General features: G+C 54.2%; 30 protein-coding genes. 21 read left to right on the plus strand and 9 right to left on the minus strand.

Annotation, left to right across the window (positions count from 1 at the left end; translation table 11 throughout):
- Positions 1-44 precede the first annotated feature (44 nt).
- The 3 genes from HA50_RS04350 (at position 45) to HA50_RS31990 (ending at position 777) form a co-directional block, all read left to right on the plus strand.
- A complete protein-coding gene (locus HA50_RS04350; RefSeq protein ID WP_084873003.1) occupies positions 45-473 on the plus strand; it encodes an OsmC family protein in 429 nt (142 codons plus the stop codon).
- Positions 474-553: 80 nt separating this feature from the next.
- Positions 554-661 (plus strand): small membrane protein YniD, encoded by a 108-nt coding sequence (gene yniD, locus HA50_RS31670; protein ID WP_223300457.1) that lies wholly within the window; start codon positions 554-556, stop codon positions 659-661.
- Positions 652-777 carry a hypothetical protein gene (locus HA50_RS31990; protein ID WP_276329367.1) on the plus strand — a complete coding sequence of 42 codons (126 nt, stop codon included), beginning with the start codon at positions 652-654 and terminating at the stop codon, positions 775-777. Before yniD ends, HA50_RS31990 begins: the two co-directional genes overlap by 10 nt.
- On the opposite strand, the gene HA50_RS04355 is transcribed toward HA50_RS31990, so the two are convergent.
- A complete protein-coding gene (locus HA50_RS04355) occupies positions 774-1004 on the minus strand; it encodes a hypothetical protein (protein ID WP_084873005.1) in 231 nt (76 codons plus the stop codon). The two genes, HA50_RS31990 and HA50_RS04355, sit on opposite strands and share 4 nt — an antisense overlap.
- Before the next feature lie 112 nt (positions 1005-1116).
- A complete protein-coding gene (locus HA50_RS31500; RefSeq protein WP_167379233.1) occupies positions 1117-1287 on the minus strand; it encodes a hypothetical protein in 171 nt (56 codons plus the stop codon).
- Between the two features lie 214 nt (positions 1288-1501).
- Between HA50_RS31500 and HA50_RS31505 the strand changes: the two genes are divergently transcribed.
- Positions 1502-1669 (plus strand): hypothetical protein, encoded by a 168-nt coding sequence (locus HA50_RS31505; RefSeq protein WP_167379234.1) that lies wholly within the window; start codon positions 1502-1504, stop codon positions 1667-1669.
- Positions 1670-1698: 29 nt separating this feature from the next.
- Here the strand turns inward: HA50_RS31505 and HA50_RS04360 are convergent, their stop codons facing one another.
- Positions 1699-2346 carry a CPBP family intramembrane glutamic endopeptidase gene (locus HA50_RS04360; RefSeq protein WP_084873007.1) on the minus strand — a complete coding sequence of 216 codons (648 nt, stop codon included), beginning with the start codon at positions 2344-2346 and terminating at the stop codon, positions 1699-1701.
- A gap of 265 nt (positions 2347-2611) precedes the next feature.
- Between HA50_RS04360 and HA50_RS04365 the strand changes: the two genes are divergently transcribed.
- On the plus strand, positions 2612-5152 hold the full coding sequence (locus tag HA50_RS04365) for a bifunctional diguanylate cyclase/phosphodiesterase (RefSeq protein ID WP_244193559.1): 2541 nt from the start codon (positions 2612-2614) through the stop codon (positions 5150-5152).
- 259 nt (positions 5153-5411) lie between these two features.
- Positions 5412-5711, plus strand: coding sequence for an I78 family peptidase inhibitor (locus HA50_RS04370; RefSeq protein WP_084873009.1), 300 nt, complete (start codon positions 5412-5414; stop codon positions 5709-5711).
- Positions 5712-5998: 287 nt separating this feature from the next.
- Here the strand turns inward: HA50_RS04370 and HA50_RS04380 are convergent, their stop codons facing one another.
- Positions 5999-6250 (minus strand): biofilm development regulator YmgB/AriR family protein, encoded by a 252-nt coding sequence (locus HA50_RS04380; protein WP_084873013.1) that lies wholly within the window; start codon positions 6248-6250, stop codon positions 5999-6001.
- 391 nt (positions 6251-6641) lie between these two features.
- Between HA50_RS04380 and HA50_RS04385 the strand changes: the two genes are divergently transcribed.
- Positions 6642-7928 carry a multidrug efflux MFS transporter gene (locus tag HA50_RS04385; RefSeq protein ID WP_084873015.1) on the plus strand — a complete coding sequence of 429 codons (1287 nt, stop codon included), beginning with the start codon at positions 6642-6644 and terminating at the stop codon, positions 7926-7928.
- On the opposite strand, the gene HA50_RS04390 is transcribed toward HA50_RS04385, so the two are convergent.
- Complete coding sequence (locus HA50_RS04390; RefSeq protein WP_084873017.1) at positions 7885-10965, minus strand: beta-galactosidase; 3081 nt, start codon at positions 10963-10965, stop codon at positions 7885-7887. The genes HA50_RS04385 and HA50_RS04390 overlap by 44 nt on opposite strands.
- Positions 10962-11171 (minus strand): hypothetical protein, encoded by a 210-nt coding sequence (locus HA50_RS31375; RefSeq protein WP_084873019.1) that lies wholly within the window; start codon positions 11169-11171, stop codon positions 10962-10964. The genes HA50_RS04390 and HA50_RS31375 overlap by 4 nt, the downstream gene beginning before the upstream one ends.
- Before the next feature lie 47 nt (positions 11172-11218).
- Between HA50_RS31375 and HA50_RS31510 the strand changes: the two genes are divergently transcribed.
- The 4 genes from HA50_RS31510 to HA50_RS04410 all read left to right on the plus strand — a co-directional run bounded on the left by HA50_RS31510 (position 11219) and on the right by HA50_RS04410 (position 14031).
- Positions 11219-11377: a hypothetical protein gene (locus HA50_RS31510; RefSeq protein ID WP_167379235.1), complete on the plus strand. Its 159-nt coding sequence runs from the start codon at positions 11219-11221 to the stop codon at positions 11375-11377.
- Positions 11378-11598: 221 nt separating this feature from the next.
- Positions 11599-11853: an anti-adapter protein IraP gene (gene iraP, locus HA50_RS04400; protein WP_084873020.1), complete on the plus strand. Its 255-nt coding sequence runs from the start codon at positions 11599-11601 to the stop codon at positions 11851-11853.
- Positions 11854-11958: 105 nt separating this feature from the next.
- A complete protein-coding gene (locus HA50_RS04405) occupies positions 11959-12261 on the plus strand; it encodes a PsiF family protein (protein ID WP_084873023.1) in 303 nt (100 codons plus the stop codon).
- A gap of 243 nt (positions 12262-12504) precedes the next feature.
- The gene (locus HA50_RS04410; RefSeq protein WP_084873025.1) at positions 12505-14031 is read left to right on the plus strand and encodes an FAD-dependent oxidoreductase; all 1527 of its coding nucleotides are present in this window, start codon (positions 12505-12507) and stop codon (positions 14029-14031) included.
- A 67-nt stretch (positions 14032-14098) separates the two neighbouring features.
- Here the strand turns inward: HA50_RS04410 and proC are convergent, their stop codons facing one another.
- A complete protein-coding gene (gene proC, locus HA50_RS04415) occupies positions 14099-14911 on the minus strand; it encodes a pyrroline-5-carboxylate reductase (RefSeq protein ID WP_084873027.1) in 813 nt (270 codons plus the stop codon).
- Positions 14912-15056: 145 nt separating this feature from the next.
- On the opposite strand from proC, the gene HA50_RS04420 reads away from it, so the two are divergent.
- Positions 15057-15503, plus strand: a complete 447-nt coding sequence (locus HA50_RS04420; protein WP_084873030.1) for a YaiI/YqxD family protein — start codon at positions 15057-15059, stop codon at positions 15501-15503.
- Here HA50_RS04420 and HA50_RS04425 read toward each other — a convergent pair.
- On the minus strand, positions 15500-16207 hold the full coding sequence (locus tag HA50_RS04425; protein ID WP_084873032.1) for a DUF2076 domain-containing protein: 708 nt from the start codon (positions 16205-16207) through the stop codon (positions 15500-15502). The genes HA50_RS04420 and HA50_RS04425 overlap by 4 nt on opposite strands.
- 284 nt (positions 16208-16491) lie before the next feature.
- Here HA50_RS04425 and aroL point away from each other — a divergent pair, with 284 nt between their 5' ends.
- The 8 genes from aroL (at position 16492) to HA50_RS30970 (ending at position 23844) form a co-directional block, all read left to right on the plus strand.
- On the plus strand, positions 16492-17016 hold the full coding sequence (gene aroL, locus HA50_RS04430) for a shikimate kinase AroL (protein WP_084873034.1): 525 nt from the start codon (positions 16492-16494) through the stop codon (positions 17014-17016).
- Positions 17017-17132: 116 nt separating this feature from the next.
- Positions 17133-17324, plus strand: coding sequence for a YaiA family protein (locus HA50_RS04435; protein ID WP_084873037.1), 192 nt, complete (start codon positions 17133-17135; stop codon positions 17322-17324).
- A gap of 282 nt (positions 17325-17606) precedes the next feature.
- Positions 17607-18359 (plus strand): IclR family transcriptional regulator, encoded by a 753-nt coding sequence (locus HA50_RS04440; protein WP_084873039.1) that lies wholly within the window; start codon positions 17607-17609, stop codon positions 18357-18359.
- A 160-nt stretch (positions 18360-18519) separates the two neighbouring features.
- A complete protein-coding gene (locus HA50_RS04445) occupies positions 18520-20079 on the plus strand; it encodes an OPT/YSL family transporter (protein WP_084873041.1) in 1560 nt (519 codons plus the stop codon).
- Positions 20080-20093: 14 nt separating this feature from the next.
- A complete protein-coding gene (locus HA50_RS04450; protein ID WP_084873043.1) occupies positions 20094-21026 on the plus strand; it encodes a DUF1177 domain-containing protein in 933 nt (310 codons plus the stop codon).
- Between the two features lie 2 nt (positions 21027-21028).
- Positions 21029-21706, plus strand: a complete 678-nt coding sequence (locus HA50_RS04455) for an AroM family protein (RefSeq protein WP_084873045.1) — start codon at positions 21029-21031, stop codon at positions 21704-21706.
- A gap of 104 nt (positions 21707-21810) precedes the next feature.
- Positions 21811-22095 carry a pyrimidine/purine nucleoside phosphorylase gene (ppnP, locus tag HA50_RS04460; protein ID WP_084873048.1) on the plus strand — a complete coding sequence of 95 codons (285 nt, stop codon included), beginning with the start codon at positions 21811-21813 and terminating at the stop codon, positions 22093-22095.
- Positions 22096-22368: 273 nt separating this feature from the next.
- Complete coding sequence (locus HA50_RS30970; protein ID WP_139810895.1) at positions 22369-23844, plus strand: hypothetical protein; 1476 nt, start codon at positions 22369-22371, stop codon at positions 23842-23844.
- A 151-nt stretch (positions 23845-23995) separates the two neighbouring features.
- Here the strand turns inward: HA50_RS30970 and mak are convergent, their stop codons facing one another.
- The gene (mak, locus tag HA50_RS04475; protein ID WP_084873053.1) at positions 23996-24907 is read right to left on the minus strand and encodes a fructokinase; all 912 of its coding nucleotides are present in this window, start codon (positions 24905-24907) and stop codon (positions 23996-23998) included.
- Positions 24908-25052: 145 nt separating this feature from the next.
- On the opposite strand from mak, the gene rdgC reads away from it, so the two are divergent.
- Positions 25053-25964, plus strand: coding sequence for a recombination-associated protein RdgC (gene rdgC, locus HA50_RS04480; protein ID WP_084873055.1), 912 nt, complete (start codon positions 25053-25055; stop codon positions 25962-25964).
- The last annotated feature ends 18 nt before the right edge of the window (positions 25965-25982 follow it).

Below are 25982 nucleotides of genomic sequence, written 5' to 3' on the forward strand. Positions count from 1 at the left end.
CGTTGTCTATACTTACTCCCTGTCTGACTAACAGGAGGAATGACATGACCATTCATAAGAAAGGATCGGCCCATTGGGAAGGTGACATCAAAGGCAAGGGAACCGTCAGTACCGAAAGCGGCGTGTTGAGCAACCAGCCTTATGGCTTTAACACGCGCTTTGAAGGGCAGAAGGGCACTAACCCGGAAGAGTTGATTGGTGCCGCGCATGCTGCCTGTTTTTCCATGGCGCTCTCACTGATGCTCGGCCAGGCCGGACATCCGCCAAAAAGCATTGATACGACTGCGGATGTCTCGCTGGACAAGCAAGGTGAAGGCTTTGCCATCACCAAAATTGCCCTGACCAGCAGCGTATCGCTGCCCGGTATTGATAAAGCCCAGTTTGATGAAATTATTCAGAAAGCCAAAGCCGGGTGTCCGGTGTCCCAGGTACTGAATGCCGAGATCACCCTCGACTACACCCTGAATAATTGATCGCCTCAGCGGCGGACCAGAGCTAAACTCGACGATGCGCCTGCGGGCGCATCGTTACGTTCAGCCAACCGGGAGGGTGCGTGGCAAAATATCTGGCTGCGAAGAAACACTGGAAAATGGTTTTGGTACTGCTGTGCATCTGCGGGGCGTTGCTGCTGATTCGCTGGGCGGCAATGATATGGGCTTAAAAGACTGGATTAGCCGCCACAAACTCGGTGTGCTGGTGATGGTCATTCTGGTGCTGGAACTGGTGCATTATCTGCTGACGGCCAGCTGGTTGCCGTGGCAGCTGGGCCAGGCTTAAGCGTATTCGTTGTCCGGCCGCGCGCTGCGTACGTTACTGCGCGCAATACGATAGGCTTTGCGCGGATCCCCCACCACAAATTCGAAGGTGGGTGAGTAGTAAAAAGGCAGCCAGCCACCATAGCCGCTCTCCCACTCCCAGCGTACCGGGCAGGGCCAGAGAATGCCGTCATACAAAATGTAATAAACCCAGCGTCCGTTCGGACGACGGGGGCGAGAAGTCTTCATGGGATTCACAACGGTAAAAGTGTACAACAGCTTATATTTTGAACGCTAAGCCGCGTACTTGCAATGCCGCCTGGTTAATTTATACCCAGACAGCAGACTCGCCGGCACCAAATTAACGGTGTACTTCACCGCAAATCAGTACCACTTTTGGTCGGACTTTATGAATCCGGTCCGCCATTTGCTCACAGGCCACTTTGGTCGGATAAATATGTTCCGACACGGGCAAGGCATCACAGGCATCGTGCCCACAAGCGCTCACTAATAAAACAAAACCAATCAGCATGGTTTGGCTCCTGATACACATTTTCTCTGGTACGGAAAGTGTGACTGTTTGTTCCTTTTTTACGATCCAGTATAGCCAAACGAAACGGGAGCCGCTTATCAGCCTGAGCGGCTTTTTTTACCCGAATTTCGGTATTATAACTGCGCCAGGGCTTAACAGCAGCGCAATCTGAGCTAAACTGTGCGGCCCTGGAAAAATGAGAAGTGAGTATAAGATGTCTACTGAAATTGCCCATCCTGACAGCAGCCCGAAACAAGCCGCTCTGCAACTGGTGATTGAGCTGGTGCGTGCCGGGAAACTCAGCCCGCTGCACGGCGATGCCTCGAATATGATTTCAATCTACGAACAATTCAAAAGCCATTTCGAAGCGGAAAAAGCGTAACGGTCGCGGCGCGAGTTATCGCGCTGTTTTTATGCGTAATACCAGACCGGCAGAATAGCGATAAGGTTATTCAGCGTGTGCAGGAACACCGGCAGCGCCAGGCTGTTACTGCGCAGGCGCGCGTAGCACAACAGCAGTGAGAACAGCGTCAGCGCCACGATGGTTTCCCAGTGCACGTATTGCGTGTGCATCACGGCGAACAGCAGCGACGTCAGCAGCATACAGGCGAAGCGGCTTTTCGGCGCCCACAGCAGGAAACCCTGTAGCAAAAATCCCCGAAACAACACTTCTTCAAATACCGGTGCCAGCAAAACTGCTGTCAGCAACAGGATCAGCATCGAATTGCGTCCCTGCTGGGTTTGCGCCACCAGCCAGCCTTCCGGTTGCAGGAACTGGGTTTGTGCTGCCATCAGAATAAACAACGCACCAATAAACATCAGTGTCTGGCCGGGACGCAGGTAGCCCAGCGGAATGTCATTACGACGCTGACAATAGAAGCGATACAGGGGATAGATCACCGCAAATTCGAACAGACACAACACCGGCACCAGCAAACCATCATTCCGCAGCACCCCGTAGTTAGGAAACAGCGTAATCAGCATGGTGACGAGGTAATAAACCACAAAGCTGCCAACGTAAAACAGCGTCAACGTAACTTTGTCGGATTGGGTGTCCATAGGCGACTCAGCGAGCAGAGGAAAACGCATAGTAGCAACGGCGGTGATCGCTGTCGAGGTGGCGGCGAGCAGTTTTCTGTTGCTCAATTATTCTGCCATTGGGCTAAATCTGCCGCGTGTCACGCCGATAACCGAAAAAACCATTACAGGCGTCGCTGCGCGATTGACAAGCAGCCTGCCACCTTTTTCCGCTGTCTGTTTTTCGCGAGCATTACGCATGAATTCTGAGTTCCACCGGGATACGTTGTTGTCTGCCAGGGACAACATGGAAGCACACACGGTGCGCGTGACGCGGCGTAGCCTGCGCACGCTGACCGTGTTGCTGTTTGGTGTCCTGATACTCTCGATGCTGATGGTGCTGGTGATTGCCCATCGCCAGAATAGCGCATCGGTCGGGCATGACGAGATGATGCTGCGCCAGGCGTGGCAGGCGCGTCAGCAGGAGATGCTGGTTGATGTGCGGGATTACGCCTTCTGGGATGACGCTTATAAGCATCTGCATCAACAGGTGGATAAAGTCTGGGCGTTCGATGAAGAGAACGTCGGGCCGGGATTATATAAGGAGTATCACTACCAGGGCGTGTTTGTGGTTGATGGTGCGGGCCAGACGCGCTATGCGCTGATCAATGGCGAGTTGGTGGACACCACGCTGGAAGACTGGCTTGGTGCGCAAGCCGCCCCCCTGCTGGCGACCGCCGGTAAACTCACGCATGATGCGATCGCGCGCAATGTGCAGGTCAATAAACAACCTGCCATCGTGGTCGCTGCGCCTATTTTACCGGGTAAAGTCGCCAGTGTGCCACTGCCTCCTGGTCCGCCTTCGGTGCTGGTTTTCGTCAATATTTTTACCCCCGCCAGGTTGCAGGAGATGGGTAAAACGATTGACGTACTTAACCCGCATGCGCCTGCTAACGTCAGGGATGCGAGCAGCGAACCGCGGTTGACGGAGCCGGTCCCCGGTGGTGAGCCGTCGCTGGTGATTCGCTGGCAGCCTAAAAATCCGGGGATGGGTTTGATTTGGCTGCTGCTACCTCTGTTGCTGTTGACGGCGCTGACCATTGCACTGGTGACACGGCGGGTGAGCCGCCATGCGTTATATAACGCGGTGCTTTCCGATCGACGTTTTGAAATGCTGGTGATCAGTCAGCGTGAGCTGGCCGACAGCGAGGAGCGCTTTCGCGATTTGGCCGAAGCCGCCTCCGACTGGATTTGGGAAACCGACGATCAGGGACGCCTGTGCTATCTGTCTTCACGTTTTAGCGAAGTGACCGGCCATGATGTGAAACGTTGGCTGGGGCGACATCTTGACCATTTGCTCAGCCATCCCAGCCACTCGCTGGTGGCCTGGCTGATGCGGCAGGGTGAGGACGTACAGCGCGTGCCGCTGCGTTGCCAGTTTATGTCTGCGGCGGGAGATCGCCGTATCGGGCAGTTGATGGCGAAAACCATTCGTCGTAACGGATTACGTGCCGGTTTTCGCGGTACCGTCTCGGACATTACCTATGAAGTCGATGCACAGGCACGCATCCAGTTCCTGTCACGGCATGACATTCTCACCGGGCTGGCAAACCGTATGCAGTTGCAGGAGTACCTGACTGCGCATCTCGATCAGGCCACCGATGACGATCCCTTAATCGTGATCAGCCTCGATCTCGATCAGTTCAAGCCGATCAACGATACCTGGGGCCACACGGTGGGTGATGCGGTGCTGAACCAGATTTCCCAACGCCTGCGTAGCCTGATGGGGGCGCATGAGCTGGCTGCCCGACTGGGCGGTGACGGATTTATTCTGGTGATGCGTGAGGCCTCGCGCGCGGGCGTTGAGTACCGCTGCCGTGCCCTGCAACGTGCGGTGCATCAGCCGGTGTTGAGTGGTACACATCAGCTGAACCTCAGCGCCAGTATGGGGATCGTCTGTGCGCCGCAGGATGCCAGCCAGCCGGAGGCGCTGTTGCGTCTGGCAGATATCGCGCTGGGACAGGCGCGGGCCGCCGGACGCAATCAATGGGTATGGTATTCCAATGAGATGGCGAGCCATTTGCAATCAAAACGCGAAATGGTACAGGCGATAGAAGCCGCCCTTAGTAATGAGGCATTCAGCCTGCATTATCAACCGCGCTATCAACTGCAAAGTGGTCAGCTGGCAGGGGCTGAAGCCTTGATTCGCTGGCAGGTTGCGGCGGACAAGTGGATCACACCAGATCGCTTTATTCCCCTCGCGGAAGAGAATGGCTTGATTACCGCCATCAGCGATTGGGTGCTGATGCGTGCGTGCACCGATGCCTGTGCGTGGGGCGAGCAACGTTATGTGTCGGTCAATATCTCACCGGTTGAGTTTCGCACCAGCGATCTGGTGCAACGTGTGGCTCATGCGCTGGCTGCCAGTGGACTGCCGGCAACCCGCCTGGAGCTGGAAATCACCGAAAATATTACCTTTGAAAATCCGGACCGGGCACTGGAGATCATGCAGGGGCTGCGGGCATTAGGCGTGCGTCTCACCGTGGATGACTTCGGCACTGGCTATGCCGCGTTGGGTTACCTGAAAGCGTTCCCGTTTAACGGCCTGAAAATTGATCGTTCATGGATGAAGGAGTTTCCCGAGTCACAGCAGGCGCAGTCGGTGGTGGCGGGGATTGTGGCACTGGCACGGGCATTCGCGCTGACCATCACAGCCGAAGGAATTGAAACAGAAGCGCAGTTGAACGAGTTGAAAGTATTGTCGTGCGAAGAGGGCCAGGGCTACTTTCTTGGGCGACCGATGCCGCTGGCGGCGTTCAGTGCGCTTCTGGAAAAACAGGATGTTTAACGAACTTTGACGGCCACGCAGGTCATCAAAATTGCCACAACGATAAAGATTGCGAGTTCCATAATTATCACCTCAGATAAATCTTAGGTCATTTTACGCAATACCTGCTGAGATAATGGGCGAATTGTGTGATTAATCCGAAAAAATGCGGAGGGAATCGCCATTTCACGAGGTTTTTCTGCTGGAAATCTTTGCGCATCACGGGCACGCTGGGTGACTCTCGGGCATCCGTTTGTCTGAAAATCCAGGAGGAGAAAACGTGAAATATTATGGAAAAGCGCTACTGGCGCTGGGATTTTTTGCCCTGACCGCCTGCCAGTCGGCGACCAAACCTGACACCGCAGCGGGGACCACCCAGGATGCGGAAAACGATATGTGTGGCGCATCGCAGTATCAAAACACCATCGGCCAGCCCTTATCGGTGCTGCATGACCAACGCTTTGACGTGCCAGTGCGCGCCATTCCGTGGAATTCGGCTGTCACCATGGACTTCAATCTGCGTCGGCTTAACTTTATGGCTGACCAGAGCGGCAAAATCAGCAAGGTCTATTGCGGGTAACATCAAACCGACATGGCATTGTCATCGGGCTGTCACAGCCTCAGGCGAGGATAGCAACGCATTTAGGAGATTTCCTCGTCACTCTCGAATATGCAATGCTCGTCTTGTTTCTTCCCGCTTCGGCGGGAATTTTTTTTACCCGTCAAAAGCTGATGTGGGGATTTATGCCGCAACCCAGGATCGCACTAGTTGTAGCGGCGCGATTTATCGCGCTTATTTGAACCAGTTAAGCATCTTAAAACCCGCGCGATAAATCGCGCCGCTACAGAATGTGCGGGATTACGATTTTACTCATGGGGTCGTGCTTCCAGCAGTTGTGCCAGCAGATTGCGATAACTTTGCAGGCGTTGCTCATCACCCTCAAATTCCAGCTTGGCAATCACTCTGGCGATCACCGCTTTGCTGGTCGCGGGCTGACCATCATCCATCAACTCACGCATAATGGCAGCCAGCAGATCTGTCTCGTGCGGTGCATGCCATGCAGGACTGTTAAAATAATCGGTAATCGCCCGACTGGCGCTGTTGGGATGCGTTCTCATAGCTGACCTCCGCAGAGACAACGATGCCCGCCGCCCGGAACAGGCAAGCGCGGGGAGATAGTGGTTTAAGCATGCACGCTGACCAGAACGGGTAGCGCCCCACCAGCGGTCGCTGGTGATTTTTTAAACATAGTTGCGACGTCAAAAATTGTCAGTAACCGTCAGAAATATTTTTTCACGTTTTGAGCTATTGGCGATGCGTGAAAATCATCCCCGCAATGTTTTTACACATTAAGCCGCTGTGAATTGCCGCCTGCGTAATATTTGCTGTGCGCAGACGTAAGCTGCACAGCGGAAAACTGCGTTTTTATCCTGATGCCATGTTTTGCCGTCCAGTAATGTCAGCTGATTGTTAAACTGAACCTTCATTTCATTTTTGATGTGCTTTCTCATGTTACGCTCCGTTGAACCCTGGAAAATCAACCTGATCTCGGTATGGTTTGGTTGTTTTTTTACCGGACTGGCGATCAGCCAGATCATCCCGTTTCTGCCGTTGTATATCGAACATCTTGGGATACGCGGAGATAATGCGCTCAGCCTGTGGTCGGGGCTCACCTTTAGTATCACTTTCGTGGTTTCCGCTGCGGTAGCACCGCTGTGGGGCAGCCTTGCGGACCGTAAAGGGCGCAAGCTGATGCTGCTGCGTGCTTCTTTTGGCATGGGAGTGGTGATCCTGTTGCAGGCCTTTGTCACCCACTCCTGGCAATTGCTACTGTTGCGCGCCCTGATGGGGCTGACTTCCGGTTATATTCCTAACGCGATGGCGCTGGTGGCGGCACAGGTGCCGCGCGAACGCAGCGGCTGGGCGCTGAGCAGTGTGGCAACCGGGCAGATTGGCGGCGTGATCCTGGGGCCGATGATTGGCGGCCTGCTGGCTGACTGGCTTGGTCTGCGCCTGGTGTTTATCGTCACCGCCGCGCTGTTGTTGATCAGTTTTCTGGTCACGCTATTTCTGATTAAAGAAACCGGTTATACCCCGATCAGCAAGCAGGACAAGATGAGCGGACGCGAAGTGTTTCGCAGTCTGGATAATCCGCGTCTGATGGTCTGCCTGTTCGTCACCACCATGGTGATTCAGATGTGCAACGGATCGGTGAACCCGATCCTGACGTTGTTCGTACGTGAACTGGCACCGAACGCGCAAAACATTGCTTTCCTCAGCGGCTTTATCGCGGCGCTGCCGGGCATTTCAGCGCTGATCTCTGCGCCACGGCTTGGCAAACTCGGCGACCGCATCGGCACCCAGCGCATTCTGATCGCCACCATGATCACCTCGCTGGTGTTGCTCACCGCCATGTCGTTTGTGACCAGCGCCACCCAGCTTGGCGTGCTGCGTTTTCTGCTGGGCTTTGCCGATGGCGCGATGATGCCCGCAGTGCAAACGCTGCTGGTACGTCATTCCCGCGATAATGTCACCGGACGCATCTTCGGTTATAACCAGTCGTTTATGTATCTGGGTAATGTGGCGGGACCCCTGCTGGGCGCGGCCGTTTCGGCGGCGACTGGCTATCGCTGGGTATTCTTTGCGACCGCGATGGTGGTGCTGCTTAACGTGCTGTTGCTGCGTCGTTTCTATCGCCGCCCGAAAACCACGCTGACTCAACCGGTGAGCCAGCGTGAATCGGCAGAGAAAACTACTGACGCAGCGTCAGAGCGAAGTGCCAGCGCTGCTGAGTAAGCAGGAACTCCGGGCTAACGCTCGGACTCCAGGAATCATCGCCGCCGACTCCCATATGGAAGCCATCGAGATGCAGCCAGCAACCCGCTTCCGGTTGCAGCAGGTGGCGATGTGAGGTGTCACGCAGCTGCTCCAGGCTGTGCGGGCTGAGTGAAAAGGCAAAATCACCGCTCACCTGCCAACTGCCACTATCCAGCTGACGAGTACCCCCCCGCAGGCCATTCTCGCCCGGAAAGACGTAATCGGTGCGCATCGCGTCCAGCGGCAATTGCCAGCGGGAGAACTGCGCCGCCAGCTGGCGATCGGGATAGTTTTCATCGGGTCCCAGCCCCAGCCAGCTAACCTGCTGTGGCGTGTGCGCCAGCTGGCAGCGTAAACCGATACGCGCCGGGGGCGGCAGCCCGGCAGCCTGTTCCACCTCGATGTCGATAGTCAGTTCACCCGTACCGCGAATTTGATAGCGCTTACGGCTGGTAAAAACCACTTGTCCGGCAAACAGCCACTGATGCAGCGTGTCGATCAACACGCTGTGCCTCAGGCTATCCAGCTCCAGTTCGACCAGCTGTGGCTCCAGTTGCTCGTAACCGGCGCGTTTCCAGCGTTCGATCCAGGCGTTAGGATCAATATTGGCGGCCTCGCTGGTGCCAATATCGTTATCAATGGGCGCGCGGATAAAACAATCCTGCAACGGAGTCAGCAGCGTCTCTTCATCGTTAACAAACCATTGCACCAGCTCACCGCTGCGGCGGGAAAAATGCCAGCGCTGGTTCGGCAGGCAGACGGCAATCAGATCGTGATTCGATTCGATAACCGGAGCCGGTTCGTGGTTCGCCAGCGTGCGCGCAGGGAGGGTGGCGGGCAGTGGCCACTGCTGCCAGGCAACGCGCGCATCAGCTTCCGACCAGGTGGTCGGCTGCACCTGATGCACTGCCAGATTGAGCCAGCAATTGCCCTGTAAATTTTCCACCGGCGGCAGGCTGAATGACTGGCTGCCGCGCGGTGCGATCGCCAGTGCCAGTTCGCCATGGGCTATCGATTCTCCTTCCTGCTCAATCGACCAGCGCAGCACCTCGTTATCGCTGTGGCGAAACAGGTAATCGCTGCTGACGGTAAAGCGCCAGGGATCCTGAGTATCCGGGGTGAACTGGAAAAACTGCTGGGCGCGCTGCGCTTCGAATAACGCCGGGTGCGGAGAGCGGTCGGCAAACACCAGCCCGTTCATACAGAACTGACGATCATTAGGAGTGTCACCAAAATCGCCACCGTAGGCCTGCCACGGCTGTCCTTGCTCGTCGTAGCGCGTCAGGCTTTGATCGACCCAATCCCAGACGAAACCGCCCTGCAAACGCGGGTGCTGGCGAAATGCCTGCCAGTATTTGGCAAAGCCGCCAAAGCTGTTGCCCATCGCGTGGGCGTATTCGCACAGGATCAGCGGGCGCGTTTCGCCAGGCAAACCGATCCATTTTTTCAGCGACCATTTCGGCACCGCCGGGAAGGGTTGATCCTGATCGACGCGTGCATACATCGGACAAATAATATCGGTGGCGGCGGTGTTGGCTCCGCCGCCTTCATATTGCACCGGACGGGTGGGATCGCTGCTTTTCACCCATTGATACAAGGCATCATGCGTGCTGCCGTGGCCGGATTCATTGCCCAGCGACCAGATAATGATGCAGGGATGATTTCGGTCGCGCTGCACCATGCGCGTAACACGTTCGCTGTAAGCGGCAAACCAGCGCGGATCGCTGGAGAGGCGATTCATCGGCTGCATACCGTGCGTTTCGATATTGGCTTCATCCACCACGTACAAGCCGTATTCATCGCACAGGCGATACCACAATGGATGATTGGGATAATGGGCGCAGCGCACCGCGTTGAAGTTGTGGCGTTTCATCAGTTCGATGTCGCGCCGCATACTGGCTTCATCCACCACCTGACCGTTTTCCGGGTGGTGCTCATGGCGATTGACGCCGCGAATCAGCAGCGGCTGACCATTCAGACACAGCAGACCGTTCTCAATCGCGACGCGTCGGAAACCGACATCATAAGCCTCGGATTCCAGCAGTACGCCTTGCTCATCCAGCAACGATACCACCGCGCGATACAGATGCGGGGTTTCAGCACTCCACAGCAGCGGCTGGCTGACGGGCAGCACCAGCAAGGACTGCTCCGGGTAGTGGCCGCGCTCGTCAATAATGGTGCTGCCCGGTGCCTGTTCATGTTCGCCAATCAGGGTGGTGCCCTGCCACAGGCGCAGGCGTAACCGACAGCCTGGCAGCGGGCGTGTCGGGCTGTGGATCTTCACGTTCACGCGCAAATCGCCGCGACTATATTCCGGACTGAGTGCAGTCTCGATCTGCACATCCGCCAGCTGTGTCGCCGGTTTATGCAACAGGGTGACATCGCGGAAAATACCGCTCATGCGCCACATATCCTGGTCTTCGAGATAGCTGCCGTCGCTCCAGCGCAACACCATCACCGCCAGGCGGTTATTGCCAGTGCGCAAGGTACGGCTCAGGTCGAATTCGGCGGGTAAACGGCTATCCTGCGAATAACCGATCCACTGACCATTGCACCAGAGAAAGAACGCCGAATTGACGCCATCGAAAATAATGCGTGTCTGGCCCTGTTGCAGCCAGGCATCATCGACATTAAATGTGAGCGAGTAACATCCGGTGGGATTGCTGGCAGGAACGAAAGGGGGATTGACCGGAATCGGGTATTGCACATTGGTATAAATCGGTGCGTCGTAGCCCTGTAGCTGCCAGTTTGCCGGGACGGGGATGTTGTCCGCGTCGGACAGATCCTGCAATAGCCAGCTTTGTGGTACCGCTTCCGGCTGAGCGAAATAGCTGAATGCCCACTGGCCATTCAGACTCTGACGTGAAGGGGAGGGGCGATCATCACGCGCGGCCTGTTCATCACGCCAGCTGGCAAAGGGTGGATGGGCGTCAAGCCGGTTCAGACTGGTGACGACCGGATTTTCCCAGTCGCGTCGCGCCAGAATATCACTGAGGGAAACAGATAAAGATGTCATGTTGGGATCTCATTAATTGTAATGCGCTCACATTGCGTGAAATTCCCCCAGCTGTAAAGCGCCATGACGCCTTGCCGGAGCGGATTTTTTATCGCGTTCATTACGTCTTTGTCGGTTTTCTCCTGGCTTAGTGCCAGTAAATTGTTAAGCATGGTGAGCAGAGATGAATAGCGCCAGCTTACGGAGAATTCTGTGTTGTCGGGCATGACGGCGGCTCATACACTCAGCCCGATTTCTCCATCCTGAGGTAATTATGGTCCGTATTGTTAAACTCGCCGCCGTAGTGGCATTGGTGACCGCGCTGAGCGGTTGTATTTTCCCGCCGCCGGGTGGCGGAGGTGGTTGGGGTGGCGGTGGTGGTGGCTGGGGCGGCCATGGCGGCGGTCCGGGCCGTGGATTTATGGGTCCATAAGTGATTAACGTCTTGCGTTAATGACTGCTTTTTGCGTGCGAAACGTTTCACGAGAACATTATTTCTGAGAGAAACGTTTCGCCGCTTAATAATAAAATCCTGCGCTGAGTTTTCTTTCCCGCCATTTTTAACTGTGTTATCTGGATCCCACAAAAATCCCTGTTTTTTTATTCTGCTCAATGCTAACGTCAACATTTCCCTCAACTAATTGAGTTGGTCGCATGAAAAATCTGATTGCGGAACTCCTGCTTAAGCTGGCTGAAAAAGAAGAAGAGTCTAAAGAGTTAGTGGTCCAGGTTGAGGCGCTGGAAATTGTGGTCACGGCCCTGTTACGCAAACTGGAACCGGAGCAATTAAAAGACATCACTTCGGGTATTAACGTTGCGATGTCACCCGTTGCGCATCATGAAGCCTCATCGGATGCCATTCTGCTGCGTAATTACGTGGAAAAACTGTTAAACCATCCCCGCATCTGATTTCCGCAACGCCTGTGATCGCCACAGGCGTTTTCATTATATTTATTTCTGCTTTGCTTATCTCATGCCAGACTTATCAGGCAATAACTTTATGGAGAAGGTGCAATGAAATCGTTTCTTATGGCAATGATGGCTGCGGGTCTGCTGATCGCAGGCAGCGCGGGTGCGGCAGAGAAGACCGCACAGCAGGAAAAAATGACCATGTGTAATCAACACGCGTCTTCACAAAACCTGAAAGGTGACGCGCGTAAAAGCTTTATGAGTGACTGCCTGAAAAAAGACAGCAAGATGGGCAATATGACGCCACAACAAATGAAGATGAAAACCTGTAACACCGAAGCGGGTGATAAAAAACTCAGCGGTGATGCACGTAAAACCTTCATGAGTTCCTGCCTGAAAAAAAGTTGATCTCCTGATAGCGGCCTGCGGGCCGCTAATTTTTTATCCCTTCCACGCACCCGCTTTTATTAATCTGTTTCTGTCGCGGGTCTTCCCTTAATTACATTTTCTTTCATCTGCAAAATGGTGAATAAACAGGCTGTTATTCCCCACATTGTTTTCCTCGCCCTGCCAAATCATCAGACTTTGCCACACTTACTGTTTGTATGGATTTATTGCATCACATCTAACTACAGCGTAGGGAGGCACAACGTGAGCTATCAATCTGTCGTTGAACTGAAAGCACTCAGGCAGCATAAACCCACTAAATTCTCCGTGGGTGAGAAGGATATTTTACTCATCCGTGAAGGTGAACGTGTCCATGCGCTTCAGGCGAAATGCCCGCATGCCGGAGCGCCGCTGGAACAGGGGGCGGTTTGTGGCGGCGAGCTGGTATGCCCCTGGCATAAAGCGGTATTTGGCATCGAAGATGGCAGGATGCATGAACCGCTGGCGCTGGCTGACTTGAAAAACTACCCGGTACGCATTGAACAGGGCAAGGTCTGGGTTGATACCAAACCCATGTCTGCCGCGTCACTGCCTGCTGTTGAACGGGAAACGCCGGTCTGCGTGGTGCTGGGATCCGGTGCCGCAGGGAGCGCGGCCTTATGGACGCTGCGCCATGAGGGCTTTAAAGGGCATCTGGTGTTAGTCGAGCGTGAAGCGGAAGCCCCTTACGATCGCACCGCGTTAAGTAAATTTGTTCCTTCCGGGAAAATGGCGATTGAAGATGTGCCGCGTTTGCTGAAGTCGGATGTGCTGAGCCATGTGGAGCGTATTCAGGCCAATGTGGTGGAACTGAATAGCGCGGAGCAGCTGTTAATCTTTGCCGATGGCAACAAATTACATTTTGATCAGTTACTGATCGCCAGTGGCGGCACGCCACAACCGCTGGCGATTCCAGGACACGATCTTCCCGGCGTGCATTTGCTGCGTTCGCTTAATCAGGCCAGCTCACTGCTGGATGATGTCGATGAAACCCATCAAATCGTCATCATCGGTAATAGCTTTATTGGTATGGAGCTGGCGGGGGCGTTACGCAATCGCGATATTGACGTCACGGTGCTGGCTCGTCACCCGCTGCCATTTGCGAAACAGTTCGGTGAGGAAATTGGCCAGCATTTCCGCGATCTGCATACCAGCAACGGCGTGAAGATGATCGTGGGAGAGCCGCAGGCGCTGGTCGGCAATGGCAAAGTCGAGGCGGTGATGTTGAAAAATGGCAAAAGTCTGACGGCCAGCCTGGTGCTGTTTGCCACCGGTATTAAACCGGTAACCGGCTTTGTTCATGATCTGGCGATGCAGAGCGACGGCAGCCTGACCACCGATAGTCAGCTTCAGGTGGCAAAAAATATCTGGGCGGCAGGGGACATTGCCAGTTATCCCACGCAACAGGGACCGCTGCGGATTGAGCACTATCGGGTGGCGCACCAGCAGGGACGGATTGCCGCGTTGAATATGCTGGGCCAGCGTGAGCTCTATGACCGGGTGCCATTTTTCTGGACGGCGCATTACGGCACGCGTTACGAGTATCTGGGACACGCCACGGAGTGGGATGAGTTCCACTTGCTGGGTTCGCTGCCGGAGAAACGTTTTATCGCTTTTTATGGTCAGCAGGGCAGGCTGGCGGCGGTGTGTTCAGCTGGCATGTATACCCTGACGGCGGCACTGGTGGAACATATGCAGCAGCCGATGACCGTGGCGCAGGGCATCGCGCTGTTTGAGGATTATCAGGGGTAGCGAATATCATTACCTGCCTGTGCAGCGGCGCAATTTATTGCGCGATAAATCGCGCCGCTACAATGGGTTACGATTTACTCAACGCATCCGATTTTTTCATACATTGCTGCATCGCTTCGATCACCGCTGCCCGGAAGCCTTTTTCTTCCAGCACCTTGACTGCTTCGATGGTGGTGCCGCCGGGAGAGCACACCATGTCTTTCAGCTCGCCAGGATGTTTCCCGGTTTCCAGCACCATCTGTGCAGAGCCTTTCACCGCCTGCGCGGCAAACTGATAGGCCTGGGCACGCGGCATACCGCCGAGTACCGCCGCATCCGCCATCGCTTCAATAAACATAAACACGTAGGCCGGGGCAGAGCCACTTACGCCAACAACCGCGTGAATCAGGTATTCACTCACCACGGCGGCTTTACCGAAACTCTCGAAAATCGCCACCACTTCGTCGGTTTCATGCTGCTCAACCAGCACATTCGGCGTGACTGAGGTCATGCCCTCATTCACCAGTGACGGCGTATTCGGCATCACGCGGATGATTTTACGATCGTGACCCAGCACGGCAGCCAGCGAATCCAGCGTTACGCCAGCGGCGATCGACACCACCAGCGCCTCTTTTTTCAGCTGGCTGGCCAGATCCTTCAGCACTTTGAGAATCACATTCGGTTTCACTGCGCCAAAAAGGATATCGACTTCACGTGCCAGGCTTTCGGCGCTCTCGGCTGCCGTGACGCCATACTGCTGCGCCAGCGCCTGATTGGTGGCGGGTTTGCGGTCAAAAACCCAGATGTTGGCCGGGGCGATTTGTCCGCTATTCACCAGGCCGCTGATGATCGCTTTCGCCATATTACCGGCACCAATAAACCCGATTTTCTTCTCCAGCATCGCTTGATCCTTTAGATGGTTCGATTTTCTGTATCGGCTAGCTTACGTCGCTGGGCAGGGGTTGCAACGTTCCGATCAAATTAAATTTGCCATTCTGGCGCAGAACGGGAAGATCACCTGCATTCACCGAGAGAAAGGATCAAATATGTCGATTTGGGTTGATGCCGATGCCTGTCCCAATGTCATCAAAGAAGTGCTCTATCGCGCCGCCGAGCGTACCCAAACCCAGGTCACCTTTGTGGCTAACCAGCCACTGCGCGTGCCGCCTTCACCCTGGTTGAAAACGTTGCAGGTGGCAGCGGGTTTTGATGTGGCCGATAACGAAATCGTCAAACGCGTACAGCCGGGTGAGCTGGTGATTACCGGTGATATTCCGCTGGCGGCGGAAGTGCTGGAGAAGGGAGCGGCGGCGCTAAATCCGCGTGGTGAACGTTATTCGCCGGACACGATTCGCCAGCGGTTAACCATGCGCGACTTTATGGAAACCATGCGCGCCAGTGGCATTCAAAGTGGCGGCCCGTCGGCACTAAGCCCACGCGACCGCCAGCAGTTTGCTAACGAACTGGATAAGTGGTTACGTCAACGGCGTTAGACAAAATTGTCATCGTCGTCGTTGAAGTCGCTGCCGCCGAAATCGCTGAAATCGTTGTTATCGGCGAAGCTGTTATCCCAGCCGTTGTTATTGTCATTCAGGAACGCATTGTTGCTATCGTTGACGCCATTAAAGCTATCAAGATTGTCATCAACCTGCGGCAGCGCGGGTTCATTGATGATGTTCACAATCTCTTCCGGCTGCGAATGGTGGAACATGCTGGTTAGCATGTCCGCCATCACCACACCACCGGCCACACCGACGGCGGTCTGCAACGCGCCACCGAGAAAACCGGTGCCGCGTGCGGGTGGCGCGCTGGCGTATTGCGGCTGCTGAGGTGGTTGCTGCTGCTGTGCCGGGGCGCTGTTCCACACCGGCTGCTGCTGAGGCTGTGCAGCAGGGCGCGATGCGCCACCACCAAACAGGCTGGAAAGGAATCCGCCGCTGCTTTGCTGCGGAGCCTGCTGTTGCTGCTGTGCCTGCGCCAGACGATTTTCCAGCTCACCCACTTGGGCATTGAGCTTTTTCATCGCCGCTTCCTGAATCAGGATGGCCTGTGCCATGTAATAAGGCGCACCGGGCTGTGACAGCAAATGCTGTTTGATTAACTGCTCGGCGCCGATATCACGCGGGCCGCTCTGGCTCTCAGCCTGTTTCAGACGGCTGAACAGGCTTTCAATTAACTGTTGTTCTTCGCTCTGCATGGTAAACCTCCGTTTGCGAGTTACCCCACTATATGCGGGCGAGATGACAGAAAGTAAATCAATGCGCTGGTAAGCAAATGTTGCCCAGACTTACATTTTTGTCGATGCACAAAAATTGCATGATTTTTTCTATGTAAATCATACGCATGTGAGATTGTATGGGCAAGATACGCGTAAATCGTGCTTCGCCGGTGGCTGATGAAATGAAATCCAGGTATCATGCGACGCAATATTGACCTGATGACAATGCCCGTGCGGCAAAACACGGCGGAGGATGAGCCAGAATGTCATTACCCATCTATCTGATCGGCGCACGCGGTTGCGGTAAAACCACCATTGGCCAGGCGCTGTCGCAGGCCCTCGGCTACGCCTTCCGCGATACCGACCATCACCTGCAAACCACCACCCAGCGCAGTGTCGCCGAAATCGTGACGGCTGAGGGCTGGGACAGCTTCCGTGCACGCGAAACCGAGTCACTGCAGGCAGTCACCGCACCCTGCACCATCATTGCCACCGGCGGCGGCATGGTGCTGGCGGAAGTGAACCGTCGTTTTATGCGCGAACATGGCCAGGTCATTTGGTTAAATGCCCCTTCCAGCGTACTGGCAGATCGTCTGGAGCGGCAGCCCGAAGCGGATCAACGTCCGACACTGACCGGTCGCCCGATTGCGGAAGAGATGGGCGATATCCTGCGCCAGCGTGCGCATTTGTACCATCAATCGGCCCATCATGAAGTGAATGCGATGCAGTCACCGGAATTGGTGGTTGAAGAGATTCTCCGCTCGCTGTCACTGGCCCGCGCCAGCTAACCTCCTCAGACTTCTCCCGGTTTAAATTGCGACCCTCCCCGCTTGTCTATACTTAAGGACGGGCAGGGGATTGCTGCTGTCCGTTTGGATAACTGACATACCCAGGAGGGAGATGTATGCCATCAAGACCACCTTATCCGCGACATGCTCGCATCGTCGCTGTTGAAAAAGGCACACCGGGCAACACTGTGACCTGGTACGAATTACGCGCCGATCATCCACGTCCTGATTCGCTCATCAGCGAACATAAAACTGCTGCTGAAGCGCAGGATGCTAAACTTCGCTACGAAGATGTGGAAAAAGAGTAATATCGGCTGGCAGGGATGCCGGTTATTAGTTTGTGCCGCTCAGGGTCATTTTCTATTTACGCGAAATAACTGCAAACCTGCCACAAAGTTACCGCCTTTTCTGCGTTCAATTTATTCTGCCTGATAAAATCATTGAGTTTTAACTTTACTCCTCATTTTATGCTGCCTTAATTTCTCCCCTGATTTGACCGGTACAAAATTTGCGCTTGACCACAAAAACCTGACGTTTTACTTTCGGGGTATTGATTCAGGAACTTAGTTCCAAATAGTGAAACTACCTGCATGACCACACTCGAAAATGCTGCCGCCGTACTTAAATTATTTCAGCGCTTTGGCGTGACGCAGGGGCATCCTGGTCTCACCTTTACCGAAGTGGTTGAGGCGCTGGATCTGCCGAAAAGTACCGTTTCCCGTTTACTGGCGACGATGGAAAGCCAGGGATTGCTGGAGCGCGATCCCGATAGCCGTTGTTTCCATATTGGCCGCGTGTTGCTGTCGGTGGCGGGACATTATCTTTCAACTCCGCTGGTGGATAGCGCCTCTGCTGCTATGGCACGCCTGGCGGCCAGCACCGGCTGCATGGGCTACATCTCGGTGCTGGACGGGAACGACATCATCGTGATGCGTATGTACCACGGACGCCTGTTTACCCAGTTGATCACCCCGCCAGGTACCCGTATGCCTGCGGCGGGCACCTCCACCGGGCGTGTGCTGCTGGCACAAAGCAGCGATGACGTGGTGCGCGAGCGTTTTGCCCATGAGTGGCATGCAGCCTCACTGAATTCACCGCTCGATCCTGATGCGCTGTGCGCTGAACTGGCGACCATCCGCCAGCAAGGCTGGGCGCTGGCGCGTAATGAAACGCTGCCAGGTATCAGCTCGATGGCGGTTGCCGTCACCAACAAACACCGCGGCGAAAGTGTCGCACTCTGCCTGTCATTTCTTTCACAAGAAGCCGCGCCCGGCTATCCGGAAGCGCTGCTCAATGAATTACGCGCCACTGCGGCCCTGATGGCCGAAAAATATGGCGCATGATTTAACGGCGTAATACTTCGCGCCACACCAGGGAAATAACAGGCCTCCGGGCCTGCTTATTTCAATCATCAGGGAACGATATTTAACTAAAACGCCGCTGTCCCGCGTGACGGGCGGTGCGTAATAACGTTTTCGCCAGGGTGAAAATACGGGGAATACCATGCGTCACCATAATCCAATAAAAAGTGTCGGAGTCGGTTTAATGCTGGTGTTGTTGTCCATTGCGGGCGCGATCATTGGCGTACAATTAATTACTACCATCGGAGTCACTCCCAATACTTCCATTATCGGCGCGCTGTTTGCCATGCTGCTGGCGCGTATTCCGCTGCAATGGTATCAAAGCTACCGTTCGGTGGAGGTGCAGAACCTGGCGCAAACCGCTATCTCATCCGCCACCTTCGGTGCCGCCAACAGCCTGCTGATGCCGATTGCGGTACCCTGGGCGCTGGGCGAACCACAGCTGGTGCTACCGCTGTTTGTCGGGGTCAGTGCGGCGATGTTGCTGGATGCTTATTTGCTGTATCGCCTGTTCGATACCCGCGTATTCCCGGCCAGCAATGCCTGGCCGCCGGGGGTGGCCGCTGCGGAAGCGATCAAAGCCGGTGACAAAGGGGGCCGCCAGGCGTGGCTGCTGGTGGTGGGCATTGTCGGCGGGATTGTGGGTTCGATGCTGAAGATTCCAATGTCGGCATTTGGCACGGCGTTTATCGGCAATATCTGGGCGCTGACCATGCTTGGTGTGGGCTTCCTGTTGCGTGCTTATTCTCAGCCGGTGGCGGGTATCGATATTAATGCGCTGTATATTCCGCACGGGGTGATGGTCGGTGCCGGTGTGGTGGCTCTGATTCAGGTGGTGCAGGTGATTCGCAGCCGCCGTAATGATGCGCTTAACGTCAGCCGCAGCGATAGCGAAGTGAAACGCTCGCTCGGTTTCGGCACCGTCGGCTATATCGTCATTTCCACGCTGCTGGCGCTGGCAGGTGGTTTGTGGAGCCAGATGGGCCTGCCGATGCTGGTGCTATTTATTGTTTATGCTGCCTTTGCTGCTTTTGTTCATGAGTTGATCGTTGGTATCGCTGCGATGCATTCCGGCTGGTTCCCGGCTTTTGCGGTGGCGCTGATTACCCTGATCCTCGGTATTTTGCTCGGCTTCCCGCCGCTGGCGCTGTGTCTGCTGTGTGGCTTTACCGCCGCAACTGGCCCGGCCTTTGCGGACATGGGTTATGACCTGAAAGCCGGTTTTATCCTGCGCGGTAATGGTGCGGATGTGCAGCAGGAGTTGTGGGGCCGTCGCATTCAGCTGATTGCGGCGATGATCGCCTTTGTGATCGCCATTCCGGTGGTGTGGTATGCCCATACGCTGTTCTTTGCGGAAAACCTGTTGCCGCCGGTTGCCCGGGTTTACGCCAAAACCATTCAGGCCGGTGCGGAGCCGGGCATCGCGGGTAATTTGCTGATTTGGGCCATTCCCGGCGCGATCATTCAGCTGATTGGTGGACCGAAACGTCAGCTCGGTGTGCTGCTGGCCACCGGCCTGCTGATTAACAATGCCGCCGCTGGCTGGGCGGTGTTGGTGGGGATTGCGTTACGCATTCTGATCCTGCGCGTGTGGGGCGAGCGCGGTCGTTCACCGATGGAGGTGATGGCGGCAGGCTTTATCGCCGGTGATGCGCTCTACAGCTTCTTCCATTCACTTTTTGCCAGTAGCAGTAAGAAATAACCAGGGAATCCAACATGAGTTTACAGCAGACATTGCAGGTCTTTGAGTTACTCGATAGTGCCTTTGTGGATGGTCAGCAGGTGGTTGATCTGTTTGCCGCCTATCCCGGCGTCAGCGCCAGTACCAAACGTGTCAGCGGGCCGAAAGGGCGTACCGATTTTGTGCGCATCGATATCCCTGGCGCCAAAGGTAAAAGCCAGGGAGGCAGTGCGCCGACCCTCGGTATTATTGGGCGTCTCGGCGGGATTGGTGCCCGTCCGACACGTATCGGGATGGTGTCGGATGCTGACGGTGCCGTGGCGGCCATCAGCAGCGCGCTGAAACTGGCACAGATGCAAACCAAAGGCGATGTGCTGGCCGGTGACGTGATCATTACCACCCATATCTGTCCGGATGCGCCGACACGTCCGCACGAGCCGGTGGATTTTATGGATTCACCGATCGATGACGTCACCATGAATGATAACGAAGTGGTAGCCGGGGTGGACGCGATCCTCTCCATCGATACCACTAAAGGCAACCGTATCCTGAATCACAAAGGTTATGCGCTGTCACCGACGGTGAAAGAGGGCTACATTCTGCGCGTCTCGGAAGATCTGCTGCGCATTATGGAAATGACCAGTGGCCGTCCGGCAGTGACCTTCCCGATCACCACCCAGGATATCACGCCGTATGGCAATGGGGTTTATCACCTTAACAGCATTCTGCAACCCTCAACCGCCACCGATGTGCCGGTGGTCGGCGTGGCTATTTGCGCTGAGTCGGTGGTGCCTGGCTGTGGGACGGGTGCCAGCCACGAAGTGGATATCGCCAGCACGGTGAAATTTGCCGTGGAAGTGGCTAAAGAGTTTGGTCGCGAGACTTGTCAGTTCTACGACGCGCAGGAGTACGCTCTGCTGCTATCTTTGTATGGTAGCCTCAGTCATTTGCGTTCCCGGAAATCCTAAGTATGAAAACATCTCTGGTTACTCTGACCATTGGTCAGTCGCCGCGCAGCGATATTCTGCCATTGTTGCAGGCGTATCTGCCCGCAGAGCAGGTGGCGCACGCCGGTTTACTCGACGGCCTCTCCCTGGCGGAAGTGGAGCAGCACTACACACCAGCAATGGGTGAAAAAGTGCTGGTTTCGCGGATGCAGGACGGACAGCAGGTACGCTTATCGGCACGTCAGGTGGAGCAGGGATTGCAGCAAAAAATCTACGCACTGGAGGAGCAGGGTTACAACACCATCCTGCTGCTGTGCACCGGAGAGTTTGGTGCATTGAAGACGCAAAAAGCGTTGTTGCTGGAGCCTGATCGCATCATTCCGCCGCTGGTGGGGGCGATTGTGCACGGCCACAAAGTTGGGATTGTGGTGCCGGTGGAGGAACAGATTGCTGAGCAGGCCAGCAAATGGCGTAACCTCGGTACTCCCCCCTGTTTCGCCGTCGCCAGTCCTTATCTGGCGCAGCAGACGGATATGATTGAAGCCGGCCTGTCGCTACAGGAGCAGGGAGCCGATGTGGTGATACTGGATTGCATCGGTTATCACCAGAAGCATCGTGATTTTCTGCAGAAGATGCTGGGGATTCCGGTCCTGCTGTCTAATGTCCTGGTAGCCAAACTGGCAGCGGAATTGATCGTTTAATCCACAGGGATCACAACTTGCGATCCCACCTGTCATTTCGCGTGACAGATCAGCGAGTTCCCTTGTAATCTGCCAGTCAACCTAATGTGCTGTGAGGAAGTGACATGCTCAACGTGAGTGAGTATTTTGACGGAAAAGTGAAGTCCATTGGTTTCGATAGTGTCACCATTGGGCGCGCAAGCGTGGGCGTGATGGCAGAAGGTGAATACACCTTCGGTACAGGTCAGCCAGAAGAGATGACGGTGGTCAGTGGCGCACTGAAAGTGCTGCTGCCGGGTGAAACTGAGTGGAAATGGTTTGAAGCGGGTAGCGTGTTCAACGTACCGGGCCAAAGCGAGTTCCATCTTCAGGTCGCTGAGCCAACCTCTTATCTGTGCCGCTATCTGTAAGCAGTTGCCCCAGGCCGCAGATTGCGGCCTTTTTTCACCGATTCACATCACAAAATTTGTAAATTTAATTTTTTATCCTATCTTCATTTAGAAAAAATCACTTCTTTTTTATTCGACGTTTTTCAAACAGATAAATTGAAGTTAATTAGTCGAATAAGTAATTAATAATTCGCTATGTTAATTTTTATGGCGATTATGCTGGTTGCATATTGATTTTATCTGTATTAAAAATGAATTCGCTCGCTGAATAATGATTCTAAAAAGGAGGTTAATATGTCGATTGGTCGAATATATTCTGCACCAATTTTACCGGAGCCTGTTATTCATTCTGGTAAAGATTATTCTGAGTCATCACCGTCACTGGCTGGTTTTATTTCCCATGTTTTTTGTTCAGCATGTAAGGAACGACCGGATTCATTGAAGTATCAGGTTAATTCTCGTGTCAGTCTGAATGAATTACCTGCGGCAAATAAACGGTGGTTTGGGGAGGCGGTGCCGCCACTTTCTGAACCTGTTGTCAAACCTGCACCGGTTAAACTAACAAGAGGTTTTGTTTCACCTTTTAGCGGAAAGTTAAATATTCTCAATCTCAGATTGAATAAGTTTGGTAGCTATTCACCAGTGGACGTTGCGGCTAAATCCGTGCAGACGAATTCTGTGCCAGAACCAAAAAAAGTGACCCAGGACGCGGGATGTGTTTCTGGGTTAGGGCAGTTTGTTCGTGCGATTAGTAAATCAAATAAGTATCCCGATGATACAACGCTGGAAGCAATAATGACTTCACTGGAAACAGGAAGAAATCCTTCCGGGAATTACCGGAGCTGGCCATTTGATTCTGAATGCAGAACAGTGCCAGAACCTGTTTCTGAGCATCCAGCGTCACCGACGCCTGAGCCAGAGCGTCAAACGTTGCCGGAGCCTGAGTCAGAGTCAGAGTATCAAACGTTACCGGAGCCTGCTTCTGAACATCTGACACCACCGAAACCGGACCCAGCGCCTGAGTATCAAACGTTGCCGAAGGATATCGAAGAGACTTCTTCGTTGTCCGGAAGTGACTCCGGGTGCGACATTCTTTCCGACAGTGAAGAACCCTCCAGGCCACCCATCCCACTCGAACCGGTTGTCATTATCAAAACGGCAAAGGACAGAAAAGCAGAGGATTTACAGGTAAAAATAGATAATTTCTATAACCAATTTGATGAAGATCGTGCGAGGAAGAATGAGATAAGAAGGCCAAACCCTTCTGGTTTTACGCTAAGAGCGCAGATGAGTAATCATTATCTTTGTAAAAATGCTAAACCACCCGCTGTCATCGGAACCATTCTTAAAAATGAAGTCCCGACAAGCAAGTATGAGAGTTTTGTCATTCCTTTTACTCATGCTGACCATTTGAAAATGGAGAATGACAGGAATAGAAAATTATCGGTCCGAGATTCTGATGATCAATTCCTGGAGGATCTGAAAAAAGAAATAAAAGAATGTGCTCGTATTTTTGAAGAAAGTCAGGCGTATCATTATGCACGCTATAAGAAGCTCAGAGAGAAAATAGATGGCCTCAATGGTGTGATGGAAACTATTAATGAAGGCAGTCTTTTATATCTCCCTCGTGTCGATGATGTAGGCGACTATTACCATAGCCTGCGTGATGAAATTATGCTGGCTATTGCAAGCGAGCAAAAGACCATCCTTGTTGATCATGCAGGCAGGAAAATAAATCCGCTGTATGTGGAGGACGAACCTGACTATTAGAGGCATCAACGTTTTTATTGAACTGAACGGACTCGTAGCGGCGCGATTTATCGCGCTGTTTCGTGCGCGATATCGGAAAGAAATGTGCGATTTCCTGCGCTATGCGTTAAAAACGCGTGATAAATCGCGCCGCTACGTCACAGCTCCGCCTTTATTCTTTTAATGGCCATAACCAGGCGGCACCACGTACACCGCTGGAATCGCCATGCACCGCTTTGAGTACCGGTGTTTCGCACTCCCGACCAAAGACCCACTGTTTCATCAGCGTCGGTACGGTCTGATACAACCGATCGTTATTACTCATGCCACCACCCAGCACAATGACATCCGGGTCGAGCAAATTCACCACCTGAGCCAGCGATTTTGCCAGACGCATTTCGTAACGGTGCATCGCCAGCTCAGCCACCGGGTCCTGCTGTTCTATCAGCTTAATGATCTCTGCCCCTTTCAGCGCTTGTCCGCTCAGACGCTGATAATCGATGGCAAACCCGGTGCCGGATACAAAGGTCTCGATGCAGCCCTGCAAGCCGCAATAACACGGCACTTCTGCGCGATAACGCAGCTCATCTTCATCCATCCACGGCAGCGGATTATGGCCCCATTCACCGGCATTGCCGTTGCCGCCGATGCGCGACTCACCGTTTATCGCCACCCCCGCTCCCGAGCCGGTGCCGATAATCACCGCAAACACCAGCGGCTGTCCTGCACCAGCACCGTCCACCGCTTCGGACACCGCCAGACAATTCGCGTCGTTAGCGATTCGCACGTCACGATTCAGCGCCTGTGCCAGATCCTTATCCAGTGGTTGCCCGTTCAGCCAGGTGGAATTGGCATTTTTCACCCGTTGGGTATAGGGCGAAATGGTGCCTGGGATGCCCAGTCCGACCGTACCCCGCTGCCCGGTTTTTTCTTCCGCCAGCTGCACCAGATCGACAATCGCCTGAACCGTCGCACCATAGTCATCACGCGGGGTATTCACGCGGTGCCGAAACAACTCCTGCCCCTGGTCTGACAGCGCAATTACTTCAATTTTGGTGCCACCTAAATCGATACCAATACGCACGTTTTATTCCTCATTATTCGTTCTGGTGAGAGATACAGTAGAAGGCCGTTTGGGTAAAGGCAATGAAACCCATTCGATGTTTCGCTATCATGCGCGCTGACTCGTAGACTTGTGCGTCCGATCGCACCCCCGGTAAGGAATCCCGATGTTGTGGTTTAAAAATATGATGGTTTATCGTCTGAATCGTGACATCCCGCTGTCCGCAGACGATCTGGAAAAACAGCTCGACGCCTTCACCTTTTCTCCCTGTGGTAGCCAGGATATGGCTAAAACCGGTTGGGTCTCCCCAATGGGTAACCGCAGCGAGGCGCTGACGCACGTGATTAATGGTCAGATTGTGATCTGTGCACGTACTGAGCAAAAAATCCTGCCTTCTCCCGTGGTGAAGCAGGCACTGGAAGCCAAAATTGACAAGCTTGAAGCGGAACAGAGCCGCAAGCTGAAAAAGACCGAAAAAGACTCGCTGAAGGATGAAGTGCTGCACAGCTTGCTGCCGCGTGCGTTTAGCCGCTTCAGCCAGACCTTTATGTGGATCGACACCGTCAACAACCTGATTATCGTTGACTGCGCCAGCGCTAAGAAAGCCGAAGATACGCTGGCGCTGCTGCGTAAAAGCCTGGGGTCGCTGCCGGTGGTGCCGCTGACGCTGGAAAAACCGATTGAAATGACGCTGACCGAATGGGTGCGTTCTGGTGAACTGCCTGCCGGTTTTGCCCTGATGGATGAAGCCGAGCTGAAAGCGCAGCTGGAAGACGGTGGCGTGATCCGCTGTAAAAAGCAGGATCTGGTGTCAGACGAAATTGCGACCCATATCGAAGCCGGGAAAGTGGTAACCAAACTGGCGCTCGACTGGCAGGAGCGTATTCAATTGGTTATCGCCGATGACGCATCGGTAAAACGTCTGAAATTCAGCGATACGCTGCGTGAGCAGAATGACGATATCGATCGTGATGATTTTGCCCAGCGTTTCGATGCCGATTTTATCCTGATGACCAGCGAACTGGCTGCGCTGATCAGCAACCTGGTCGAAGCGTTAGGCGGCGAAGCCCAGCGTTAAGGATGACATCCTCACTCG

This window comes from Pantoea cypripedii (genome assembly GCF_002095535.1).
Lineage (GTDB): Bacteria > Pseudomonadota > Gammaproteobacteria > Enterobacterales > Enterobacteriaceae > Pantoea > Pantoea cypripedii.